The 20,655-nt window shown below is 57.2% G+C and carries 23 protein-coding genes and 2 pseudogenes; 15 read left to right on the top strand and 10 right to left on the bottom strand.

Going from position 1 to position 20,655, the window contains the following annotated elements; genetic code table 11:
- Nucleotides 1-199 precede the first annotated feature (199 nt).
- The 8 genes from QPL95_RS18545 to QPL95_RS12155 all read left to right on the top strand — a co-directional run bounded on the left by QPL95_RS18545 (nucleotide 200) and on the right by QPL95_RS12155 (nucleotide 5,160).
- Entirely contained in the window at nucleotides 200-580 is a 381-nt protein-coding gene (locus QPL95_RS18545; RefSeq protein ID WP_368389749.1) for an Imm39 family immunity protein, read from the top strand.
- 71 nt (nucleotides 581-651) lie between these two features.
- Nucleotides 652-1,161 carry a GNAT family N-acetyltransferase gene (locus QPL95_RS18540; RefSeq protein WP_368389748.1) on the top strand — a complete coding sequence of 170 codons (510 nt, stop codon included), beginning with the start codon at nucleotides 652-654 and terminating at the stop codon, nucleotides 1,159-1,161.
- 485 nt (nucleotides 1,162-1,646) lie between these two features.
- Nucleotides 1,647-2,800, top strand: a protein-coding gene (locus QPL95_RS12180) for an IS3 family transposase (RefSeq protein ID WP_085986445.1) whose coding sequence is annotated in 2 segments (ribosomal slippage) — nucleotides 1,647-1,887 and nucleotides 1,887-2,800 — 1,155 coding nt in all. Because the reading frame shifts where the segments join, the coding sequence is not laid out codon by codon here.
- A gap of 8 nt (nucleotides 2,801-2,808) precedes the next feature.
- A complete protein-coding gene (locus tag QPL95_RS12175) occupies nucleotides 2,809-3,396 on the top strand; it encodes an alpha/beta fold hydrolase (RefSeq protein WP_368389751.1) in 588 nt (195 codons plus the stop codon).
- An 81-nt stretch (nucleotides 3,397-3,477) separates the two neighbouring features.
- The gene (locus QPL95_RS12170) at nucleotides 3,478-3,888 is read left to right on the top strand and encodes a hypothetical protein (protein WP_303291231.1); all 411 of its coding nucleotides are present in this window, start codon (nucleotides 3,478-3,480) and stop codon (nucleotides 3,886-3,888) included.
- A gap of 97 nt (nucleotides 3,889-3,985) precedes the next feature.
- Complete coding sequence (locus QPL95_RS12165) at nucleotides 3,986-4,492, top strand: hypothetical protein (RefSeq protein ID WP_303291230.1); 507 nt, start codon at nucleotides 3,986-3,988, stop codon at nucleotides 4,490-4,492.
- A 153-nt stretch (nucleotides 4,493-4,645) separates the two neighbouring features.
- Nucleotides 4,646-4,870: an addiction module protein gene (locus QPL95_RS12160; RefSeq protein WP_303291229.1), complete on the top strand. Its 225-nt coding sequence runs from the start codon at nucleotides 4,646-4,648 to the stop codon at nucleotides 4,868-4,870.
- Nucleotides 4,867-5,160 (top strand): type II toxin-antitoxin system RelE/ParE family toxin, encoded by a 294-nt coding sequence (locus QPL95_RS12155; protein WP_303291228.1) that lies wholly within the window; start codon nucleotides 4,867-4,869, stop codon nucleotides 5,158-5,160. The genes QPL95_RS12160 and QPL95_RS12155 overlap by 4 nt, the downstream gene beginning before the upstream one ends.
- Nucleotides 5,161-5,226: 66 nt before the next feature.
- On the opposite strand, the gene QPL95_RS12150 is transcribed toward QPL95_RS12155, so the two are convergent.
- The 7 genes and pseudogenes from QPL95_RS12150 to rpe form a co-directional block, all read right to left on the bottom strand.
- On the bottom strand, nucleotides 5,227-5,628 hold the full coding sequence (locus QPL95_RS12150) for a PIN domain nuclease (RefSeq protein WP_303291227.1): 402 nt from the start codon (nucleotides 5,626-5,628) through the stop codon (nucleotides 5,227-5,229).
- Nucleotides 5,625-5,819 (bottom strand): type II toxin-antitoxin system VapB family antitoxin, encoded by a 195-nt coding sequence (locus QPL95_RS12145; protein ID WP_022990190.1) that lies wholly within the window; start codon nucleotides 5,817-5,819, stop codon nucleotides 5,625-5,627. The genes QPL95_RS12150 and QPL95_RS12145 overlap by 4 nt, the downstream gene beginning before the upstream one ends.
- A 165-nt stretch (nucleotides 5,820-5,984) precedes the next feature.
- Nucleotides 5,985-6,098, bottom strand: a pseudogene (locus QPL95_RS12140) (IS3 family transposase); the annotation flags it as partial.
- A gap of 407 nt (nucleotides 6,099-6,505) precedes the next feature.
- Nucleotides 6,506-6,616 (bottom strand): annotated as a pseudogene (locus QPL95_RS18535) (ATP-binding protein); the annotation flags it as partial.
- Nucleotides 6,617-7,013: 397 nt separating this feature from the next.
- Nucleotides 7,014-8,501, bottom strand: a complete 1,488-nt coding sequence (gene trpE / locus QPL95_RS12130; RefSeq protein ID WP_303291226.1) for an anthranilate synthase component I — start codon at nucleotides 8,499-8,501, stop codon at nucleotides 7,014-7,016.
- Nucleotides 8,502-8,737: 236 nt separating this feature from the next.
- Complete coding sequence (locus QPL95_RS12125) at nucleotides 8,738-9,427, bottom strand: phosphoglycolate phosphatase (RefSeq protein WP_303291225.1); 690 nt, start codon at nucleotides 9,425-9,427, stop codon at nucleotides 8,738-8,740.
- A complete protein-coding gene (rpe, locus tag QPL95_RS12120) occupies nucleotides 9,424-10,110 on the bottom strand; it encodes a ribulose-phosphate 3-epimerase (protein WP_303291224.1) in 687 nt (228 codons plus the stop codon). Before rpe ends, QPL95_RS12125 begins: the two co-directional genes overlap by 4 nt.
- A gap of 94 nt (nucleotides 10,111-10,204) precedes the next feature.
- Between rpe and QPL95_RS12115 the strand changes: the two genes are divergently transcribed.
- The gene (locus QPL95_RS12115; RefSeq protein WP_303291223.1) at nucleotides 10,205-11,128 is read left to right on the top strand and encodes a DUF3530 family protein; all 924 of its coding nucleotides are present in this window, start codon (nucleotides 10,205-10,207) and stop codon (nucleotides 11,126-11,128) included.
- Nucleotides 11,129-11,133: 5 nt separating this feature from the next.
- Here QPL95_RS12115 and QPL95_RS12110 read toward each other — a convergent pair whose 3' ends face one another.
- Genes QPL95_RS12110 through QPL95_RS12100 form a run of 3 tightly spaced genes read right to left on the bottom strand, consistent with a single transcriptional unit; the run spans nucleotide 11,134 to nucleotide 13,625 of the window.
- On the bottom strand, nucleotides 11,134-11,889 hold the full coding sequence (locus tag QPL95_RS12110; RefSeq protein ID WP_303291222.1) for a molecular chaperone DjlA: 756 nt from the start codon (nucleotides 11,887-11,889) through the stop codon (nucleotides 11,134-11,136).
- Nucleotides 11,886-12,581 (bottom strand): N-acetylmuramate alpha-1-phosphate uridylyltransferase MurU, encoded by a 696-nt coding sequence (gene murU / locus QPL95_RS12105; RefSeq protein WP_303291221.1) that lies wholly within the window; start codon nucleotides 12,579-12,581, stop codon nucleotides 11,886-11,888. The genes QPL95_RS12110 and murU overlap by 4 nt, the downstream gene beginning before the upstream one ends.
- A 3-nt stretch (nucleotides 12,582-12,584) precedes the next feature.
- Nucleotides 12,585-13,625: an aminoglycoside phosphotransferase family protein gene (locus tag QPL95_RS12100; RefSeq protein WP_303291220.1), complete on the bottom strand. Its 1,041-nt coding sequence runs from the start codon at nucleotides 13,623-13,625 to the stop codon at nucleotides 12,585-12,587.
- A 273-nt stretch (nucleotides 13,626-13,898) separates the two neighbouring features.
- On the opposite strand from QPL95_RS12100, the gene QPL95_RS12095 reads away from it, so the two are divergent.
- The 6 genes from QPL95_RS12095 to QPL95_RS12070 all read left to right on the top strand — a co-directional run bounded on the left by QPL95_RS12095 (nucleotide 13,899) and on the right by QPL95_RS12070 (nucleotide 20,648).
- On the top strand, nucleotides 13,899-16,223 hold the full coding sequence (locus QPL95_RS12095) for an LPS-assembly protein LptD (protein ID WP_303291251.1): 2,325 nt from the start codon (nucleotides 13,899-13,901) through the stop codon (nucleotides 16,221-16,223).
- A gap of 66 nt (nucleotides 16,224-16,289) precedes the next feature.
- Nucleotides 16,290-17,633 carry a peptidylprolyl isomerase gene (locus tag QPL95_RS12090; RefSeq protein ID WP_303291219.1) on the top strand — a complete coding sequence of 448 codons (1,344 nt, stop codon included), beginning with the start codon at nucleotides 16,290-16,292 and terminating at the stop codon, nucleotides 17,631-17,633.
- Nucleotides 17,630-18,640, top strand: coding sequence for a 4-hydroxythreonine-4-phosphate dehydrogenase PdxA (pdxA, locus tag QPL95_RS12085; protein WP_303291218.1), 1,011 nt, complete (start codon nucleotides 17,630-17,632; stop codon nucleotides 18,638-18,640). Before QPL95_RS12090 ends, pdxA begins: the two co-directional genes overlap by 4 nt.
- A complete protein-coding gene (rsmA, locus tag QPL95_RS12080) occupies nucleotides 18,637-19,467 on the top strand; it encodes a 16S rRNA (adenine(1518)-N(6)/adenine(1519)-N(6))-dimethyltransferase RsmA (RefSeq protein ID WP_303291217.1) in 831 nt (276 codons plus the stop codon). The genes pdxA and rsmA overlap by 4 nt, the downstream gene beginning before the upstream one ends.
- Nucleotides 19,460-20,263, top strand: a complete 804-nt coding sequence (locus tag QPL95_RS12075) for a symmetrical bis(5'-nucleosyl)-tetraphosphatase (RefSeq protein ID WP_303291216.1) — start codon at nucleotides 19,460-19,462, stop codon at nucleotides 20,261-20,263. Before rsmA ends, QPL95_RS12075 begins: the two co-directional genes overlap by 8 nt.
- Entirely contained in the window at nucleotides 20,250-20,648 is a 399-nt protein-coding gene (locus QPL95_RS12070; protein WP_303291215.1) for a DUF423 domain-containing protein, read from the top strand. Before QPL95_RS12075 ends, QPL95_RS12070 begins: the two co-directional genes overlap by 14 nt.
- Nucleotides 20,649-20,655 lie beyond the last annotated feature (7 nt).

Below are 20,655 nucleotides of genomic sequence, written 5' to 3'. Positions count from 1 at the left end.
CCACAATAATGACGGTGAGTGCTATGGTAAAAGTTCATGAGTCTTCTCCCTTGTAGTGCTTGGTCGCCTTCCAGCTTAGCGGGTAACCGCCGGGCTGGGGAGAAGGCTCAATCAGTATCAATCGGCTGCACAGCGACCGATTTTCCGCCGCTTCGCGGCTCCAAACCGGCGCGTGAGCCGGGCGTTAATTGAGAAGGCAATGAGTCACGGGAAAACGTTTCTTATGGGGGCGGCCGGTACAGTCCAAGGACGATTGGGGTGGGCCAGCGATGTCGTCAGAGATATTCTCCACGAATACGAGCCAATACTCACTGAATCTGATTGGCTTCGCGGCCAGGATTTCTCATGCGTTCACTACGTAGTGCGATTTGGCGGAGAAAGAATTGAAGATATTGAGACACGGAAGTTGAAAAAGTATAACGAGCTGAGTGTGGCCTCTCAGCTATCAATGGCAGATCTCCATGATGTATTTCTAGACAGGAAAAAGCTGAGAGTATTCATAGAGAATGAAGTGATACGGGTTTTGAGGCATGTTAAAGAGAGATACGGACTGCCATCGGTTCAGGAGTTGGGTATATAGCTTGGCGGCAATTAACAAGGCGGAGCACGCGACAAGCGCGTGTCCGCAGCGTTATACCTAAATGGGTCGGGATGTGTGCCAACGTGAAAATCCGAAAAATGTCACAGTCTGACCTCCCGGAGGTTTCTCGCATACAGCGGGAGTGCTACAGCGAGAGCATTCTTGAATCTGTAGATTCGTTCTCCGCAAAGCTCTCTGCCTCCCCTGATTTTTGTTTCACGGCAGTACAGGGGGAGCTGGTAGTAGGCTATGTTGTATCTTTTCCATGGGTGTTCGGTGAAATACCCGACCTGGATGGCGCTGAGTATCCCGTGCCTCCAAGTGCGGATAGCTTGTGCATCCATGATATGGCGGTTACTCCTACCGTCCGTAAGGTCGGCGCTGCGAAACACATGCTTAACACTGTGCTAGCTTCCGCAAAGCACAGGGGGTACAAACGGATATTCTTGGTTGCTATCCAAGGAGCGTCATCGTATTGGATGCGTCATGGCTTCAAAGTTGTGCATGCAGGTGAGTCGATTAAGAGAGGTTTATCCGCATACGGGCAAGATGCGGTATTTATGGCTAAAACCGAGGATTAGGTATAACCAGTCATTCCAGTTCGTTCCGGCCCTGATGGGCCTCCACCGGACGCCCTTTTCTCCGCTTCGCTGCGTAAAGGTCGCCGCTGAATATTGGCGTTAGGAGTAAAAATGAAAAGGATATCAATCAAGATAGGACACTTAATCTGGTCCTTTTTCTTGTTTCTTGGTCGCAAAAGCAATGGACTCGAAAAAAATATAATCACTATCAATGACACCAGATATGCGTATTTAGCTCCAAGTACCGTTGATCCTGAATTTGAAACTATAGTGTTGATTCATGGATTCACCGGGTTCAAGGAGTACTGGTCAGACTTCATGCGGTCATGCAGAGGTAAACTAAATTTTATTGTGATTGATTTACCAGGTCATGGCGAAAGTGGTTTTGATCATGAAACCTCTTTTCAGAAACAGACCTCGGCGGGGTTCTACCCCGTTACTGCGGACATTCCTAAAAAGAGGCACACTGTGCCAAAGGAGTGTTCATGTCCAGACGCAGAAAATATAGCCCAGAGTTCAAACGCGAAGCCATCGCCTTAACCCGGCAACCCGGTGTGAGTTGTCGCCAGGTAGCCTTAGAGATCGGCATCAATCCCAACCTGTTATCCCGGTGGCGCAGAGAAGCGGATGAGGAAACGGATAAGGCCTTTAAAGGCTCTGGTTCCCCCAGAGACGAAGAGGTTGCCCGCCTCAAGCGAGAATTGGCCCGCGTGAAGAAGGAGCGTGATTTTTTGCGCGAAGCGGCAGTGTTCTTCGCAAAGGAGTCGTCCTGAGGTATCAGGCGATTCAACGTTGTCGCAATACTTTCCCAATACGTCTTATGTGCCGATGCCTGAAGGTGTCGGCCAGCGGTTATTACGCTTGGGTCTCTCGCCCTGAGTCCGCCAGGTCAAAGGCGAATCAGCACTTGCTGTCACGCATCAGAGAGATTCATGACGATAGCGGGGGCATGATTGGCTCACCCCGTATGCATGAGGATCTGGTTGCTGAGGGAGCCTCAACCAGCCTGAACCGCGTCGCGCGATTGATGGCCAAACACGGCATTCAGGGGTGGCCACGCAAGAAGCGCGGACGCTTGGGACGTCAATCTTATCGACCACCGGGAATCCGGAATCATCTGGAACGGGATTTCTCCGCTCTGGAGCCAGACACCAAATGGGTGACGGATATAACAGAGATCCCGACGCAGGAAGGAAAGCTCTTTCTCTGCGTGGTTCTCGACCTGTTCAGCAAGCTGATCGTTGGCTGGTCGATGCATCACCGACAGGATCGGCATATGGTAATCAGAGCGGTTGAGATGGCCGTTTGGCAGCGCCAGGGGAAAGTTCCGGTGATATTGCATTCAGATCGAGGCAGTCAATTCACCAGCGGTGATTACCAGCGCTATCTCGGCAGCAACCGACTGGTGAGCAGCATGAGCGCGGTCGGTCATTGTGGTGATAATGCGGCCTGCGAGGGGTTCTTCGGCATGCTCAAGCGTGAGCGAATTCACCACCGGCGCTACCGAACCCAAAATGAAGCACGAGCTGATGTCTTCGATTACATTGAGCGGTTCCATAATCCTAGGATGCGACGTAGAGTTGCTGCTCAGGACAGAAAACTGTTCGCCGTTTTAAAACCGTCCGTGGAAACGGGGTAGAACCCGCGCTGGTTCATGAAGTTATATGCCGAAGCCAAATAAAGACTGCTCATTTTGTTGGGGCCTCAGTAGGTGCTTGGGTAGCTTGTCTGTTTGCAATGGAGAGTCCGTCCTATGTTAAGACTCTCACTTTAATCGGGCCTGTGGGGGTGCCCGCAACCTCATCCTCCGAGTTTTTTAGTCTGGTGGATGAGGGAAAGAATCCGTTTTGGGCGTCAACGCAGCAGGAGTACACCCATCTTTTAGGGCTCGCACTCAAAAATCCACCACCCGAATTTTGGCCACTTTCCAACTTTTTATTAGCAGATTATGCTAAGCGCCAGCCCATCTATAAACATATTTGGCAGACGATTACCGATAGCGATCAACGGGTGTTGCCAATCGATTTGGCAAGGCTTTCTGAGTTGCCTTGCAGTAAGCATGTGATCATGGGTGACGAAGAAAGGACAATCCACCATTCAATTTTGAAAAAATTGACGGATCAAGTGAGCGGTATTGGTGTACACCAATGCCCAGAGAGTGGTCATTCAGTACAATGTGATCAGCCGAAGTGGCTAGCAGATTTAGTCCGCACTGAAGTCATAGGCAGCTCCTAACCAAGGGCTGCAGCGGACTGTTTTTCCGGCGCGCTACGCCTCCAAATCGGCCGCTGAGCCCGGGCGTTAATTGGTAATGATATGGAAGTTGTCGTCCAAGAAGAGGTAACCGGTTGCGGCATTGCTGCGTCCGCTGCGCTCGCCGGTCTCAGCTATGCCGAGGCCAAAGGTAGGGCCAATGCCCTGGGTATTTATGCCTCTGACACATCGCTTTGGTCGGATACAGAGTACGTTCGAAAGCTCTTGCGTGAATGGGGAGTATCGGTCTCTCCGAAAGAGACGCCCTTTGAGTCATGGGAACGCATACCCGACAAAGCACTTTTGGCCATCAAGTGGCGAATGGAGCACGGCAAACCATTCTGGCATTGGGTATTGTTCGTCAGAGAAGCTGGCCAAGGAATGGTGCTGGATTCCAAAAAAGCGCTGCGATCAAACATTCGCCAAGACTTCGGGCGCATCAAGCCCAAGTGGTACATTGAAATTACCAATTAACAAGTCGATTAAGTACGTTCCGGCCTGCGGCCTCCACCGGACGCCCTTGTCAGGGCGCCGCTTATCTTCGCGTTAGGCTGTATTTGCAGAATCTATGATGACTCAACAAACTTTGACTATAAACGCACTTACACGCTGGGCCTACGGCGAAGAATGCCCTGAACTGCTGGAGCTCGAAGAAGATCCCGATGCATTTGATCGAGAGGTTTGCTCTCTCTGTGATGATGACATGCTACTTGATTTCGCTGCGGACCGTTCCTGCGCAATGCGTCAATATTTTGCACAACTCTTGGCTACAAGCTTATGTTGGGTTTACAGAGTAGAGCTCGGCCTACCGTTTCATTTTTCGCGTTTGCGCGGACTGATGGCAAAAGCAGAGTTTATTGGGAATGCAGAATCATTGGCAGAAGCTATTCATAAGAAATCGGCTGTTATCGATAGAATGAGGGAAACCGAGGACGACGCAATTCAAGCGTTGTACAAACAGATTATGGACTTCAGGCATCGGATTACTGAGCACAAGTCGAAGCTCTATTACGAATTAATCAGAGATTTACACAGTGAATCTTTGCAAAAATTTCAGTGTATTAGTCCGAGAGCCTAACAAGGCCAGGCACGCGACGCCTACTGCATTGTGGCTTCGCCTCCATTCCGTAGCCGCGCATGGTGGCTGGCGTTAAAGCGGAAAAACCGAGTCGTGGCACCTGATACCCATCCGTGTCAAAATTGAGCAATACGTGAACGAGAGGCTTTGTCCATGAATCTCGAGAAAATTGAAGACGAGGCGCTCCACCTCCCTAAAGAGGAGCGAGCCCAGTTGATCCAGCGACTGGTGTTGAGTCTGGAGTCTCCGTCAGAAGAAGAGCTCAGGTCCGATTGGTTGCTTGAGGCCCGGCGCAGGGGCGAAGAGCTCGACAATGGCACAGTTCAGGCAGTGTCTGGTGAGGACGTCATGAGGAAGGCTAGAGCACTGATCAAATGAACTATTCTTTTCACCCGGCAGCGGAAGCCGAGTTCCTGGAATCAGTTGGTTATTACGAATCAAAAGTTCCGGGATTGGGTGGCGCCTTCATAGAGGAATTTGAGGCCCTGGCCAATTTAGTTGGCGAGTCACCAAAAGCCTGGCAAGTTGAATTGCCACCAGATATTCGTAGAGCACCCCTTCACAGATTTCCCCTGTCGATCGTTTACCGAGAGAGGCTTGATGGTTTCCAGATTCTGGCTGTTGCTCATGACCGGCGGCGTCCGCAGCACTGGCTGGGCAGGCTTTAACAATCGACTACACGGCGACCAATTTTCCGCCGCTCCGCGGCTCCAAACCGGCGCATGTGCTGAGCGTTATGTTTCTCTCAGTGCAGGCTCCAGCCCAAGATGATCAACAAAGGGGATAAAGTCGCGATCCAGGAACAGCAGAGGTAGCTTCTTCTCTATGCAGAATGTCGCGATGATCACGTCGGCAGTTTTTCTGATCGTGATGCCCCTTTTACGAAGCGCTCGATAATTGTCGGCACACTTGGCTGCCATATCTTTGCCAAACATCTCGTATTGATCCAGCGCGAGCAGACTCTGTTTGGTCTGACGATATTGTTTGTCGTTGCGGATGCCTTGCAGGATTTCCAGAAATATGAGATCCCCGATAGCGACAGATCCTTGGACTATCGAGGCATCCAATACATCAGTCTGTGGGTTAGTAACTCCGTTGAAATAGTCGATCCAGACGCTGGTATCCACCAGTATCATCCGGCGCTCCGCATTTCATTCAGATCGCCTTCCCACTTGACCTTGCCGCGTAGCTTTCGAATTTCCTGCTGCTTGCTCAGCTGGACCAGGAGTTTCAGTCCTTGCTCAACGGCTTCTTTTTTGGTTTCGTAGCCAGAGGCTTTGAGGGCTTCGGCCATCAACTGGTCGTCAATGACAATGTTCGTTCTCATGGTGCACCTATGTGTATGGTTTTCGGTTTCTATACACAATCTAGCACTTCAAGGAAAACATAACAATCGGCTGCAAAGCGACCGATTTTACGCCGCTTCGCGGCTCCAAACCGGCGCGTGAGCCGGGTTGTGCTCTCGTCGTCCATCATTTCCCGGGTTCGCCCCAAGATCCTTCTGAGCCTCAGGCAGATTTCGGTAACTCAAGGCTGGCACCCATTCGGGCTTCAGGCTTCTGAACAGTCTCTCCATCGGTGCGTTTTCTCAGCAGTGGCCACGCCGGTGAGGGCGTGGCCTGGCTTGCGTTCGTGGTCCTCGGTGTTCAGTAACGCCCTCAACTGTACGGGCAGCGCGTGTGGGGACAGGGCAATCCACGGTTCCGGCAGGGGGGTGCCTGGCTCGCAGACACACGCGAGGGCGGTGCTTTGGGCAACCGGCCGAGCCTGCTCCATCGACAACATCGACCCCTCCAGGCTGTCCTGATCGCACAGCAAAACGGTGATATCAGCGTCCGATCCGAGGGCCTGGCCCAGGGAGTCGAACACCACCGGGGTCTGCTGCCACCGACGCAGGTAGACTGAAACAGTCTCGCCCAGTTCCCGGTCCGTGAACGCCAACGCCACTACCGGCGCGGGTGGCTGCTGCAATGGTTCGGTGTCAGTCGCTTCTTCTTGCAGGAGCGGCACGGTCACCGAGAACCGGCTTCCACGACCGGGTGTTGATGCCAGTGAGAGCGGATGACCCAGAAGATCGGCGAGATGGCGGACAATGGACAGGCCAATGCCGGAGCCTTCCGACACGGTTTCTCCTCCTGCCGATCGAACGCGTCTTTCAGTATCAGATGTTTGGGCGCTGGAACGAAACCGGAGGAATGGTCGAGTGAGGCCAGGGAGTAGCGGCTGTCTGTGAGGGTAAGTTCGATAGGTGCCCAGTCGCTGGCCGGCGTCGCACCATTATACGCTTCCCGCGCTTGCAGCAGTTGGCACGGCAGCAGCAAGACCTCGACCGGTTTACCCCGGCATATGTTGGGTGCACGTTGCCGGTAGTTGGCCCTAAGCTGGGGAGAGGGCTCAATCAGTCTGATTCCATCTGCGTTCGTGTTTTTCTGGATTATTACATGGAGGAAAAAAATCTATAAGCCTGACAAAGAGTTATGTAACTTTTTGTCAGGCTGAGAGAATTGCTGGGCTGGGAAGGTCAGTGATCGTAATCGTTATAAGTCATGGCGACCGCTTTGAAGATGGCCCTTCCCTTGTTCATGGTTTCCTTCCATTCCATGCGGGGAATCGAGTCGGCCACGACGCCGGCGCCGGCCTGGATGTGCAGGGTTTTGTTCTTGATGACGGCGGTACGGATGGCGATGGCAGTGTCCATGTTGCCGTTGAACGACAGGTAACCAACAGCGCCGCCGTATACGCCACGCTTCACGGGTTCCAGCTCGTCGATGATCTCCATCGCGCGGATTTTCGGGGCGCCGCTGAGGGTGCCCGCGGGTAAGGTGGCGCGCAAAACGTCCAGGCAGCTGGTGCCCTGTTTCAGGCGGCCGGTGACGTTGGAGACGATGTGCATGACGTGGGAATAACGTTCCACGATCATTTTGTCGGTCAGGCGCACCGTGCCGGTTTCTGAAACCCGGCCAGCGTCGTTTCGGCCCAGATCGATCAGCATCAGGTGTTCGGCGATTTCTTTCGGGTCGGCCAGCAGTTCTTTTTCGAGGGCGTTATCTTCGGCATCGGTGGCGCCGCGTTTGCGGGTGCCTGCGATGGGCCGGACCGTCACTTCGTCATCTTCGACCCTGGCCAGAATTTCCGGTGAGGAGCCAACAATGTGAAAGTCTTCCAGGTCCAGAAAGTACATGTACGGTGATGGGTTGAGCACCCGCAGGGATCGGTACAGGTTCAGTGGTGGCGCTTCAAAGGGGATCGACATGCGCTGGGAAATGACGGTTTGCATAATGTCACCATCCAGCACATAGCCTTTGATTTTTTCAACCGCCGCTTCAAATTTGTCCTGGCTGAAGCCGGACACAAAGTCGCTTTCGTCCACCACCTTGCCGCGCAGATGCTCCGGGGTTCGCGGGGCGTCGGCTGTTTTCCGGTGCAGCTGGTTTTCCAGTTCGTCGATGCGCGCCTGGGCCTGCTCATAGGCACCTTCGACGGCGGGGTCAACGTGCACAATCAGGTGCAGTTTGCCGCGCAGGTTGTCGAATACCACGATTTCATCAGACACCATCAGCAGGATGTCCGGGGTGCCAATCTTGTCTGGCGGGCAGCTGTTGCGCAGACGTTTTTCGATGTAGCGCACCGTGTCGTAGCCAAAATAGCCCACCAGCCCGCCGTTGAAGCGGGGCAGTTCTGGCAGGTCCGGGGCGTTGAATCGCTGCTGGTATTCATCGACGAATGCCAGCGGGTCGTCCACTTCCGCCTGCTCGACCACCTCGCCGTTCCGGCTCACTTCGATGCGGTGGTCAAAGACTTTCAGTACTTCCCGGCTGGGCAGGCCGATAATGGAGTAGCGGCCCCATTTTTCGCCGCCCTGTACTGATTCGAACAGGTAGGAATAAGGCCCGCTGGCCAGTTTCAGATAGGTGCTGAGAGGAGTGTCCAGGTCCGCGAGTACTTCGCGGTACACAGGGATACGGTTGTAGCCGGCTTCAGCGAGCTCGTGGAATTGCTCGGGTGTCATGGTTCGGTTTCCTGAATTCTGATCTGCGTTTTGCCAGAACGGCATTACACCGTTGTGACAGGTGGTGTGGGCAGGCAGGCGTGTGCCCTCAGCCCCGCGGCTTGCTCAGCCGGTGCGCCATCGCCACCATCGTGTTGCGCGGGTTGTCAGGATGCCTCGCGCTGCAGTCAGATTCAGTCCCTGCACGGCAGGAATCTCCCGAAGTGATGTGTTCAAAGTAAAGCGTCCTTGCGAGATTACAAAAGCTGGGCCAGCGAATCAACAACCGCGTCGGCTCCGAGGCTGTTTACCGAGCTGCCGAAGTTATAGCCGTAGCGAACCGCCACGCATGGAATACCGGCGGCAATGGCAGCGCTCACGTCGGCGGAGGAGTCCCCCACCATCACGGTTGTGCCTCGGGTGCCACCCAGCTTTTCCATGGCGTGCAACAGGGGTGCCGGGTCTGGCTTCTTCACGGGCAGGGTGTCGCCCCCCACGAATAACTCGAAATAATCGGCCAGCCCGGTCTGTTTCAGCAGGGGCGCCACAAACTGGTCGGGTTTGTTGGTCACCACGGCCATGCGGCAGCCCTTTGCTTTCAGGTGGTTCAGGCATTCGAGCACACCATCAAACACCACGGCATGCTTGCCGTTCAGTTGGCCGTAGGCATGGTAAAAAATGGCCAGTGCATCTTTATGCAGGGCTTCATCTCTCGGGGATGCCGGCTCCCAGTCTGTTTTCCCCGCCAGGGCGCGGCGCACCAGAATGCCGGCACCGTTGCCAACCCAGTCGCGCACTTTTTCCAGACCCGCCGGGCTTCTGCCCAGGTGCGCCAGCATCTGATCCACGGCCGCGGCCAGGTCCGGGGCGCTGTCGACCAGCGTACCGTCCAGATCAAACAGGGCGACGCCCGGCCAGCGAGCGTTGAACAGGCCTTTCAGACTCATCCGCCCAGCACCTTCCGGGCTTGCTCCAGTTCGTCACGCATGGCGTCGATGGTGGCTTTGTAGTCCGGGGTGTTGAAGATGGCGGAGCCCGCAACGAAGGTGTCGGCGCCGGCTTCGGCGATTTCACGAATGTTGTCCACTTTTACGCCGCCGTCGATTTCCAGGCGAATGTTGTAGTTGCTGGCGTCAATGCGCTTGCGGGCTTCCCGCAGCTTGTCCAGGGTGCCCGGGATGAACTTCTGACCGCCAAAACCCGGGTTGACCGACATCAGCAATACCATGTCGAGCTTGTCCATCACGTAATCCATGTAGCTCAGTGGCGTGGCGGGGTTGAACACCAGCCCGGCTTTGCAGCCGCCTTCGCGGATCAGTTGCAGGGAGCGATCGATATGGCTGGAGGCTTCGGGGTGGAAGGTGATGTAACTGGCGCCGGCGTCAATGAACATACGGATCAGATCATCGACCGGAGAAACCATCAGGTGCACGTCGATGGGGGCCGTCACGCCATGCTTGCGCAGAGCTTCACAGACCATGGGGCCAATGGTGAGATTGGGCACGTAATGATTGTCCATCACGTCGAAGTGCACGACATCGGCACCGGCGGCCAGTACGTTATCGACTTCCTCACCCAGGCGGGCGAAATCGGCGGAGAGGATAGATGGGGCAATCAGATAAGGGTTCATCGGTGCGCTCTCGGTCAGATGAATTATCGGCAGCAGTTGAAGCCTGCTAGTCTATCAGCTTGTTACTGTTTTTCGCAGCGCGGGGTATACGGATTTGTTAACAGTTCGGGCTATTCGGTGGGTGCTTTTGTCGGTGTTGCTCGGTGTTGTGATGACGCCTTCAGCGACTGTGCTGGCGCAAGAGGCTCCGGCAAGCTCCGGTGCGAAAGCCCCTTCACTGAGCGCGCCCAGGGCTATGTCGGTGACAGGGCTGGGCGAGTGGTCGCTGGCAGAAACCTATCCCGAGCAGGCGGTATGGCTGAACCTGGAAGACGACACCCGTGCCTTGGCGTTGTTTCAGGCGGAGCTGGTTACACCAGGCCGGGGTGCATTGATTGTTCTGGCGGATGAAGGGCAAACAGCAGCGGAAGGGATTCTGGGGCCATTGCGCAAGGCTTTGGCTGAGCGTGGCGTGGCGGCGCTGGCCCTGGGCCTTAGGTTGCCGCCAGAGACTTTGCGATTGAACCGCCAACGGGCATTGGTGAGTGCCCCTGCAAGCCCTGATCCGGAGCCGGCTGCTGAGGCATCGGTCATGATTGATGTGGCTGAGGAGGGTGCCTCGGTGTCAGGAAGCACGGACTATCGCGCCGGTGTTCGCCACCTTCTGACGGCGGCGCTTCAGGAGCTGGAGCGCCGTGAGTACGATCGCGTGGTGGTTGCGGGGGTTGGCTGGTCTGCCGAGTATGTGACGGACTGGGCGGTCGGCAGAGATGCCCTGGCGGGAGTGGTTTGGGTGGCGCCCAGATTTTCAGCGGATCAGCGGTCTGGCCTGTCAAAGATGCTGGAGGGTGAGCGGCGTTGGCAAGTGCTGGATTTGCATGATTCTGGTCAGGTAGTTGAAGCTCAGGCGCGCGCTGCCGACCTGGGGCGTAACGAGGTGGCCGGGTATCAGCGCCAACCGCTGGCGTTGGCAAATCCGCCCCGGTCAGAGGATGCCGAACGGGTGGCGAGCAGGATCAGTGCCTGGCTCAACCGCTAGCTTGGCTACAGAGTGCGGTGGCGTTGTTTGATGAGCTCCCAGGCCTGCTGATAACGCAGCAGCTGGTCTTTTGCCATCGCCAGCTCTGAGGTGCTCAGCTTTTGTTGTGCCAGTTTGTCCGGGTGGCAGGCCGACACCCGTTTGCGATAGGTGCGTTTGATCAGTTCAAGACTGTCTCGCCGGGTAACGCCCAGTACCTGGCAGGCCTGTTCGTAGTTGGTTGGTTTTGCGTATCCGCTGGCGCTTCGAATCCAGACTTTACTGGCGTAACTGTCAAAAACATCATCGCTCACCGCCACCGGCAGGCCGAGGTGGTCAATGGCGTCTTCGCAACGGTAGCGCCGTGCCTTGCCGGGCTGTCCCAGTACTTGCGCGCCATGGCAAAGGCACATCGCGGTTTTCAGCGCCGCGCCGGGTATCAGGGCAGTCAGCAGGCGACTCCACAGCCCCTGGTGCCATCGGAGCTCAGTGCACTCTTTGCCTTTCTGAAATTGCTCGATCGCCTTTTTGCGCTGCCGCCCGGACAGAGCGAGGGCTTTCATCAGTGATTCTGCATAGCGGATGTCTGCTTCCATAACCCGGCCATCGGCTTTGGCGATGTAGCCCAGGAAGAAGAACAGGGGCTTGCGGCATCGGCGCGGTAATCTGGCCCGTTCCACCAGTGTGCTTGCCTGGTGTCCGCAGCTGGACAGTTCTTGAAGCAGGTCGGAGAACGCGGGTTCCAGCCGTGCGGGTAAGGGGGGCGTGGTGGCTTTGTTCATGCTCGCGACCGGCTTCCTGTGAGCAGGGCGTCCAGCTCGGCTAGTCGCGCCGGTGTGCCAATGTCCATCCAGCTGCCGTGATGTTGAATGCCCCTTACCCGGTTGCGGCCTATGGCTTGTCTGAGCAAGGGGCCGAGTTTGCCGGCGCTGTCGTCCAGCCCCGAAAACAGTCGGCGGTTGAGCAGGCTGATGCCGGTGAAAGTGAGTGTGTGGTCGCCGTCGGAAGCCAGCCGTCCGTCCGGGGAAAGGTGGAAATCGCCGGCTGGATGGTGTTCGGGGTTCCGGGTGAGCACCAGCAGGGCGTCACAATCCGGATCGGTCGGGATTTCCAGTAGCCGCTCCAGGGGGAAGTCGGTCCAGATGTCACCATTGAGCACCACAAACCACTCGTCACCGGCGTCGGTCAGCAGTGGCAGGGCACGGACAATCCCGCCGGCGGTTTCCAGCGGTTCGCCTTCGGCGGAATAGCGCACGGTCAGGCCAAACTGCTCGCCGTTGCCCAGCCATTGTTCAATCTGCTCACCCAGCCAGGCGTGATTGATGATGACGTCCCGAAAGCCGGCCTGTTGCAAATTTTCCAGATGGTAAGCGATCAGAGGCCGGCCCCCGGCTTCGAGCAGGGGTTTCGGCGTGGTCAGGGTTAATGGCCGCATGCGTTCGCCTTTGCCGGCGGCCAAAATCATGGCTTTCACGTTTTACAGTTCTCCCGGGGCCGGCAGCACGCCGATGCGGTCTTCGATGGCGGGAATCACGATGTCGCACAGCCATTCATGAAAATGCCGGAACGCGGGCTGGCGGGCGCTGGCATCACGGATGTAGCTGACCGTTCTGGGGATGTCTGCCAGATAACCGGTCTTGCCGTCGCGGATCGCCAGTCGGGCGAATATCCCGGCCGCTTTCAGGTGTCGTTGCATGCCCATCAGCTCGAACCATTGCCGGAAGGTGTCGGCATCGGCACGGTGCAGCCCGGCGTCAAGGCTGGCCAGGCGATAGTGTTCCAGCCATACGCAAATGTCGGCTTCCGGCCAGCGCACATAGCAGTCTTTAAGCAGAGACACCGCATCGTAGGTGACCGGGCCCTGTACCGCGTCCTGAAAGTCGATCACGCCGGGGGCACTCTGGCCGGGCCGAATCAGCAGGTTGCGCGAGTGGTAATCCCGGTGCACGGTGACTTCCGGTTGGGCCAGCGCACTTTCTTTTAACAGCGCGAAGGCAGTGTCCAGCAGGGCCCGTTGCTGGTTGTCCAGCGACAGACCGAGATGCTTTTCCAGCAGCCAGTCCGGGAACAGGGCCATCTCCCTGTCGAGCAGGGCGTCATCGTAGGCGGGCAGGGGGTAGTCTGGTGGTGAGCTTTGCCCCCCGATATGGGCCAGCTCGTTCAGGGCCTGCCGGTAGCAAGCGTCGGCGCTATCCGGGTTGAGGGCGCTGAGCATCAGTTGGTCGCCAAAATCTTCCAGAAGCAAGAAGCCCTGCTGCAGGTCCTCACCGGCAATCGCTGGCACGTGGATGCCGTGCTGGTGCCAATGCCTGGCAATGGCAATAAACGGTTTGCAGTCTTCGTGCTCCGGAGGTGCATCCATCACAATGAAGGGAGTGCGCGCCTGCCCGGGATGCTCCCGCCATACCCGAAAGTAACGGCGGAAACTGGCATCGCCGGAAACCGGTTCCGGGCAGGCGCTGTCAAAGCCGGGAATGTGCCGGACCCAGTCGGTCAGCAGTTGCAGGCGAGTATCCATGATGGTGTGGCGCTTCCTGAGTCAGTTGGGTGATTGGCAACGTCAGCCGATGGGCCACGTTAGCAAAGGAGGACAAACAATATAAAGAGTATAAAGAGCGTAAAACGGATTTGCAGCGGTGTTTCCGTTAACAAGGCCGGGGGGCGCGTGTAAACTAGGCAGCTGTTTTCATTCCAGCCACCATTCATCCGGAACAGGAACTTCGCCACCGTGCCCAGCCGTTACCGTCACCTGTTGTGGTTCAAGCCCCGCGTTGCCGGGCTTTTGCTGTCGATGGTGCTGACGCCGGGGGGTGTGGCGGCGCAGGAACCTCAGGGCATGGCCCCAAGTGCGGCGGAGATGGACTGGCGCCCGAGGAACGAACTGCCGCTGGACGTGCAGGCGCAACTGCCGGTGTTCTGTGACGGCGGCTACCTGCCATCCTCGATGGCGGGAGGTCCGGAGCCTTTATTTCCGGCGGTTAGCGCCGGTGCGGTGCCACTGGAAGCCAGTGCTTTGAGCGCCCGCTACCAGCTGGACGCCGAGCTGTACCTGAAGGGCGATGTGCGTTTGCGCCAGGGCAACTTTCAGGCCTCCGGGTCTGAGGCGCGCTACAACACGCAGTCTGGACAGGTCAGCTTGCAGGGGCCGCTGGTCAGCCGTGGTGAGGGTTTTTTGCTGACGGGCGAGGACGCCAATTATTCGGTGGACTCCGGCCAGCTCGATATCAACACGGCTACCTTTCTGTTGCATGAATCTGAGATGCGGGGCGAGGCGTCGTCCCTGTCTCGAGTTGGCGAAAACCAGGTGCTGATTACGGACGGCCTGCTCACTACCTGTGGCCCCGGCCAGAACGACTGGGCGATTGTGGCGTCGGATATCGAACTGGATCAGGCGGAGGGTTTCGGTACCGCCCGGCATGTGCGACTGGAAGTGCTGGATGCGCCGGTGTTCTACTGGCCCTATATCAGTTTTCCCATTGATGACCGACGCAAAACCGGGTTTCTATATCCCCAGTTTGGTTCCTCCAGTGCCGGCAGTGGTGGCTTTCTGGCGTTGCCTTATTACCTGAACCTGGCGCCTCATTACGATGCTACGCTGACCCCCCAGTACATTCATGGGCGTGGCCTGTTTACCGAAGTTGAGGGCCGTTACCTGAGCTCGTTCGGCGAATCGGTGCTGCAACTGGGTTATATCGACGACGACTCTGCCCACAAAGACGACAACCCGGGTGCCGACGGTCAGCGCTGGGCATTGGATGTCTCTACCCGGGCGAGTTTTGGTGGTGGCTGGGCAGGTTATGGCGACTATTCAGTGGTGTCCGACGAAGATTACCTGAGTGACCTGAACCGGTCGCTGGAAATTGACCAGGTCACGCATTTACAGCGCCGGGGCGGCGTGCGCTACTCGGATCAGAACCAGTATTTCGATGCCTATCTGAATGGCTACCAGACCATCGCCGAGCGTATTGCCGACGTCAACAAGCCTTATGCTCAGTTGCCGGAAGTGCTCTATGCCGGCACCACCGATCTGGGAGCTTTTGAGGCGGGTGTGGAAAGCCAGTACACCTGGTTTTACCGAGACAACGAAAGCCTGACCGGTCTGGACCGGGCCAATGGCCAGCGGGTACGGGCGATTCCGGAACTGGCCTTGCCGATGCGGGCCTTGTGGGGGTTCAGCCGGCCGTCGGTAAGCCTGGATTACACCCGCTACGACCTGGAAGATTACACGCTGGGCGGCAGCAGCTTCGACCGCACTGTGCCGGTGTTCGAGTGGGACAACGGTCTGTACTTCGATCGCCGGTCCAGTGTGTTTGATATTCCCTACAATCAGACATTGGAACCCCGGCTGTATTACGCCTGGGCAGATGCCGAGGCAGATCAGAATGACATTCCGGATTTTGATACCGGTTTGAAAAGCTTCCGCTTTGACCAGCTGTTCCAACGCGATCGCTTTACCGGTGGTGACCGAGTCGGGGACGCCAATCAACTCACCGTGGCACTGACCAGTCGTTTCAATGATCTGTTGACCGGTGCCGAACGAGCCCGGGTGAGTATTGGCCAGGTTCGGTATTTTGACGAGCGGGACGTGAGCCTGTTTGGGCAGGGTGCTTCGGATCGCAGCAATTCGCCGCTGGCGGGTGAGTTGGTGCTGAACCCCACCGATAATCTGGAAATTCGCTCGTCCGGGCTATGGGATCACGATACCCAAAAGACCGAAGAAGGCCGTAGCCAATTGATGTTTCATTCCGAGGATTATCGGTACCTGGCGACCCTTGGCCACACCTACAGCCGGCCGGATGATCTGGACCAGACCGACATCGGAGCCGTGTTCCCGGTGACCGATCGGGTCAGTGCCATTGGCCGCTGGGTGTGGGATTCCGAGCTGGATCGCACGGTGGGTACCTTGGCCGGTATTGAATATAACAATTGTTGCTGGAGTGTTCAGGTGGTGCACCAGAACTACCTGACCGATGATGAAGAATTGGACACCCGCTTGCTGTTCAGAATCGAACTGAAAGGCCTGGGGGGCAGTGGCGGCGCAGCCGACAGTATTGCGGATGCCATCTATGGCTACGACGAGCGTGAGCGTCGCCGTTTTGGAACTCAGCGCCGCTAAAACGAACTAACGCCGTTAACCCGGGAAACCGATGATGGCTCAGAATGCACAAACCAAGAGGTGACTATGAAGGCGACTGTACGCCACGGACTGACCCTGCTGCTGATGCTGGCCATGATGGCCATCGCAGTGACCGCCCATGCGGAAAGAAAAGTACTGGATCGTGTGGTGGCTATTGTTGACGACGATGTGATCCTGCAGACCCAACTGGAAGCCCGGCTGAATACCATTGTTGGTCGCCTGAGCGCTCAGGGCACGGGTATGCCGCCCCGGGAAATGCTGGAAGGGCGTGTGCTGGAGCAATTGATTGCCGAGTCTGTGCAACTGCAGATGGCCGAAAAAATGGGCATGCGCATCAGTGACAACGAACTCAACGAAACCCTGGCCAACATTGCTCGCAGCAATGGCCTGAGCCTGGCTGAGTTTGAAGGCCAGCTGGCAGAAGAGGGCGTTACGTATCAGCAAGCCCGTGAGCAGATTCGCAATGAGATGCTGACCAGCAGGGTTCAGCAAAGTCGCGTGGGTAACCGGGTAAGGGTTACCGATCGTGAGGTAGATAACTACCTTCAGGCGCAGGCAAGCTCCGGCAGCGATGGAGCAGAATACCGGTTGGCCTATATCTTTATCCAGGTGGACGATCCAGGTAATGAAGCCTCTGTTACCGAGGCCCGTGAAACCGCTGAGAGCCTGCGTCAGCAGATTTTGGATGGTCGCGATTTTCGCGAAGTAGCGGTGGCAGAGTCCGATGCCAGCAACGCCCTGGAAGGGGGTGATATGGGCTGGAGAGCGGAAAGCCAGTTGCCGTCGCTGGTTGCGCCGGTGGTGCCGGATATGGTGCCGGGTGTGCCTTCCGAGGTTCTGGAGAACAACAGCGGCTTCCATCTGGTGATGGTGATGGATAAGCGCGGCGGCAAGCAGCAGGAGTTCATTGAGCAGCACCGGGTGCGCCATATCCTGATCCGGCCATCCGAGGCGGTGACCGAAACTCAGGCGGAAAAGCGTGTTCGTGAGGTGTACCAGCAGTTGCAGAACGGTGCGGACTTTGCTGAGCTGGCCCGTGAGCTGTCGGACGACCCGGTTTCCGGTTCCGACGGCGGCAATCTCGGCTGGGTCAGCCCCGGCCAGATGGTGCCGGAATTCGAACAGGCTATGCTGGCTGCCGACATTGGCGAGATTTATGGGCCGGTGCGTTCACAGTTTGGCTGGCACATTCTTCAGGTGCAGGAGCGTCGCAATCAGGACGTGACCGCCGAGAACCGGGAATCCCAGGCTCGCCAGGCCATCTACATGCGTAAGTTTGAGATGGAGCTGCAAAACTGGCTGCGGGAAATCCGCGATGAAGCGTTTGTCGAGTTCAAGGGCGAGTATGCCGATATGAACCCGGCCGCTGAAGAAGATGAGGCATCATGAGTAAACCGGTCATTCTGGCCTTGACCGCCGGTGAGCCGGCGGGCATCGGGCCGGAGTTGTGCCTCCAGTTGGCGGGTGAAGAGCGTGAGGCTGGCATCGTGGTGGTGGCGGCCATGCCCTTGCTGTCAGATCGTGCCAGGCAGTTGGGCCTGAACGTAGAGCTGCATCACTGGCAGCCGGGCGACCTTGCGGAAACCCGCGCTGGCCACTTGTCGGTCTGCCATGTGGACGGCTGCCAAACCACCGTAGCGGGTGAGCTCGATCCGGCCAACAGTCAGTACGTGCTGACCACCCTGAGCGTCGCCGCAAACGGTTGCCTGAACGGTGATTTTGACGGCATGGTGACAGCGCCGGTGCATAAAGGGGTCATCAACGAAGCCGGAATCGCCTTCAGCGGACATACCGAATTTTTGCAGGAGCTCTGCGGGGTGGAGCGGGTCGTCATGATGTTGGCGACGGAGGAGCTGAGGGTGGCTCTGGTGACCACTCACTTACCCCTGAAGGACGTTTCTGCAGCGATTACGCCAGAGCGGCTTACTCAGGTAACACGCATTCTGAATGCCGACCTCAAAAGCTTTTTTGGCATCGAGCGGCCGCGCATTCTGGTGGCAGGCCTGAACCCCCATGCCGGTGAAGGTGGCCATCTGGGTCGTGAAGAAATCGAGGTGATTGAGCCGACCCTGGAGCAACTTCGTGGGGAGGGTATTCAACTGACCGGGCCTCTGCCGGCAGACACCCTGTTTACACCACACTGGCTGAAAAACGCCGATGCGGTGCTCGCCATGTACCACGACCAGGGCTTGCCGGTGCTGAAGTTTCAGGGCTTTGGCCGTGCCGTTAACATCACCCTTGGCCTGCCAATCGTGCGCACCTCGGTGGACCACGGTACAGCACTGGATCTGGCCGGTACGGGTACAGCCGATGCCGGCAGTCTGCACACGGCCATTCGCGTAGGCCAGCACATGGCCCGTTGTCGCCGAGCCAATAACGCCGGAGAATCCGCATGAGTAACTCGCACGGCCACAAGGCCCGTAAACGCTTCGGCCAGAACTTTTTGCATGACCCGGGGGTGATCGAAAAAATCGTCCGGGCCATCAATCCTAAGCCAGAAGATACGATTGTCGAGATTGGTCCGGGGCTGGGTGCGATCACCGAAGAGATCCTGGCTCTGAACCCGCGCCTGCAGGTAGTCGAGCTCGACCGGGACCTGATTCCGGTGTTGCGTACCAAGTTTTTCAACTACCCGGATTTCCGGGTTCACGAAGCCGATGCTCTTAGTTTTGATTTCAGTCAGCTGGTTACTGACCGCCCTCTGCGCATTGTCGGCAACCTGCCGTACAACATCTCCACGCCTCTGATTTTCCACCTGCTCGGGCAGTCCGGCGTGGTGCAGGATATGCACTTCATGCTGCAGAAAGAAGTGGTGCAGCGGCTGGCGGCAGTACCGGGCGACAACAACTATGGCCGCCTGGGCATCATGGCCCAGTACTTCTGCAAGGTGCAGCCCTTGTTTGAGGTGGGCCCCGGGGCCTTCCGTCCGGCGCCAAAGGTGGATTCCGCCATTGTGCGGCTGGTACCTCACAAAGTGCTGCCGCACCCGGCAAAAGATCTGAAAATCCTGCAAGCAGTGGTGCGCACGGCGTTTAACGCCCGTCGAAAAACCCTGCGCAAGGCACTGGCGGCGATGGTGACCGTTGAGCAGCTACAGTCCCTCGGTATCAACGATGGCCTGCGCCCGGAGAACCTGAGCCTGGCGGACTACGTGCAGATAGCCGATATGCTGGCCGAAACCAAGTTGCCGAACACAGAGGCGGATGAGGTAAGTAATGACTGACTACGCCATTGGCGATATTCAGGGTTGCTACGATCGCCTGCGTGATGTGCTGGCGAAAGTGGACTTTTCGCCCTCCAGAGACCGGCTCTGGGTAGCGGGGGATCTGATTAACCGCGGTCCGTCTTCGCTGGCAACGCTGCGGTATATCGAAAGCCTGGGCAGTTCTGCCGTCGTGGTGCTGGGAAACCATGATCTGCACCTGTTAGCGGTGGCGCGGGGCGGCCACAGCCCCAAAAAGAAAGACACTCTGCACGACATACTGGACGCGCCGGACCATGACCGGCTGATTCACTGGCTGCGTCAGCAGTATCTGTGTGTTCACGATGCCGATCGTAACCTGCTGATGGCTCACGCCGGCTTGCCCCACATCTGGAACGTCGAGCAGGCGCTGGCTTCTGCCCGTGAGGTGGAAACGGTGATTCGCGGCGACCATGCGGAAGAGTATTTCAGCCAAATGTATGGCAATCAGCCGGAACGCTGGTGTGATACCCTCACCGGCATGGATCGTTGGCGAGTGATCACTAACTACTTTACGCGGATGCGTTTTATCGCCGAAGACGGCCGTCTTGAACTGGCGACCAAAGAGTCTGCAGATAACGCACCGGAGGGCTTTGCGCCCTGGTTTACCTACCCACGCCAGGACGATGTAAAAGTGATTTTCGGCCACTGGGCGGCATTGGAAGGCAATACCGGCAGTGATCGGTTTATCGGCCTCGACACCGGCTGCGTCTGGGGCGGAGCCCTCACCCTGATGAACCTCGACAGCGAAGAGTTGATCCACTGTGACTGCGGATAACGTCCAAACTCAGGTTATTCGTTGGGCGCTTGTCTTTGGTGCCTGCGCCGGTTTGCTGGCGGTCATGGCCGGAGCCTTTGGTGCCCATGGCCTGCGCAATGTCATCAATGAACGCGGCCTCGAAGTCTTCCAGACCGCCGTCAGCTACCAGATGTACCACGCCCTGGCGCTGATCGCGGTCAGCCTGATGCCGGCGATGGGTCTCAGCCGCCGCTTGCTGGGTATCGCCTGCGGTTTCTGGATTGTCGGAACAGTGCTGTTCAGCGGCAGTCTTTATCTGCTGGTGCTTTCCGGAAACCACTGGCTTGGGCCGGTCACACCGGTGGGCGGTGTTTGCTTTATGGTGGGCTGGGCCTTGTTGGCGGCCACAGCCCTGAAAAAATAACGGAGGC

This window comes from Marinobacter sp. SS5-14b (assembly GCF_030541005.1).
In the GTDB taxonomy this organism is placed as follows: domain Bacteria; phylum Pseudomonadota; class Gammaproteobacteria; order Pseudomonadales; family Oleiphilaceae; genus Marinobacter.
The sequence above is the reverse complement of the archived record's forward strand: the minus strand, read 5'-3'. Positions and strand labels throughout refer to the sequence as shown.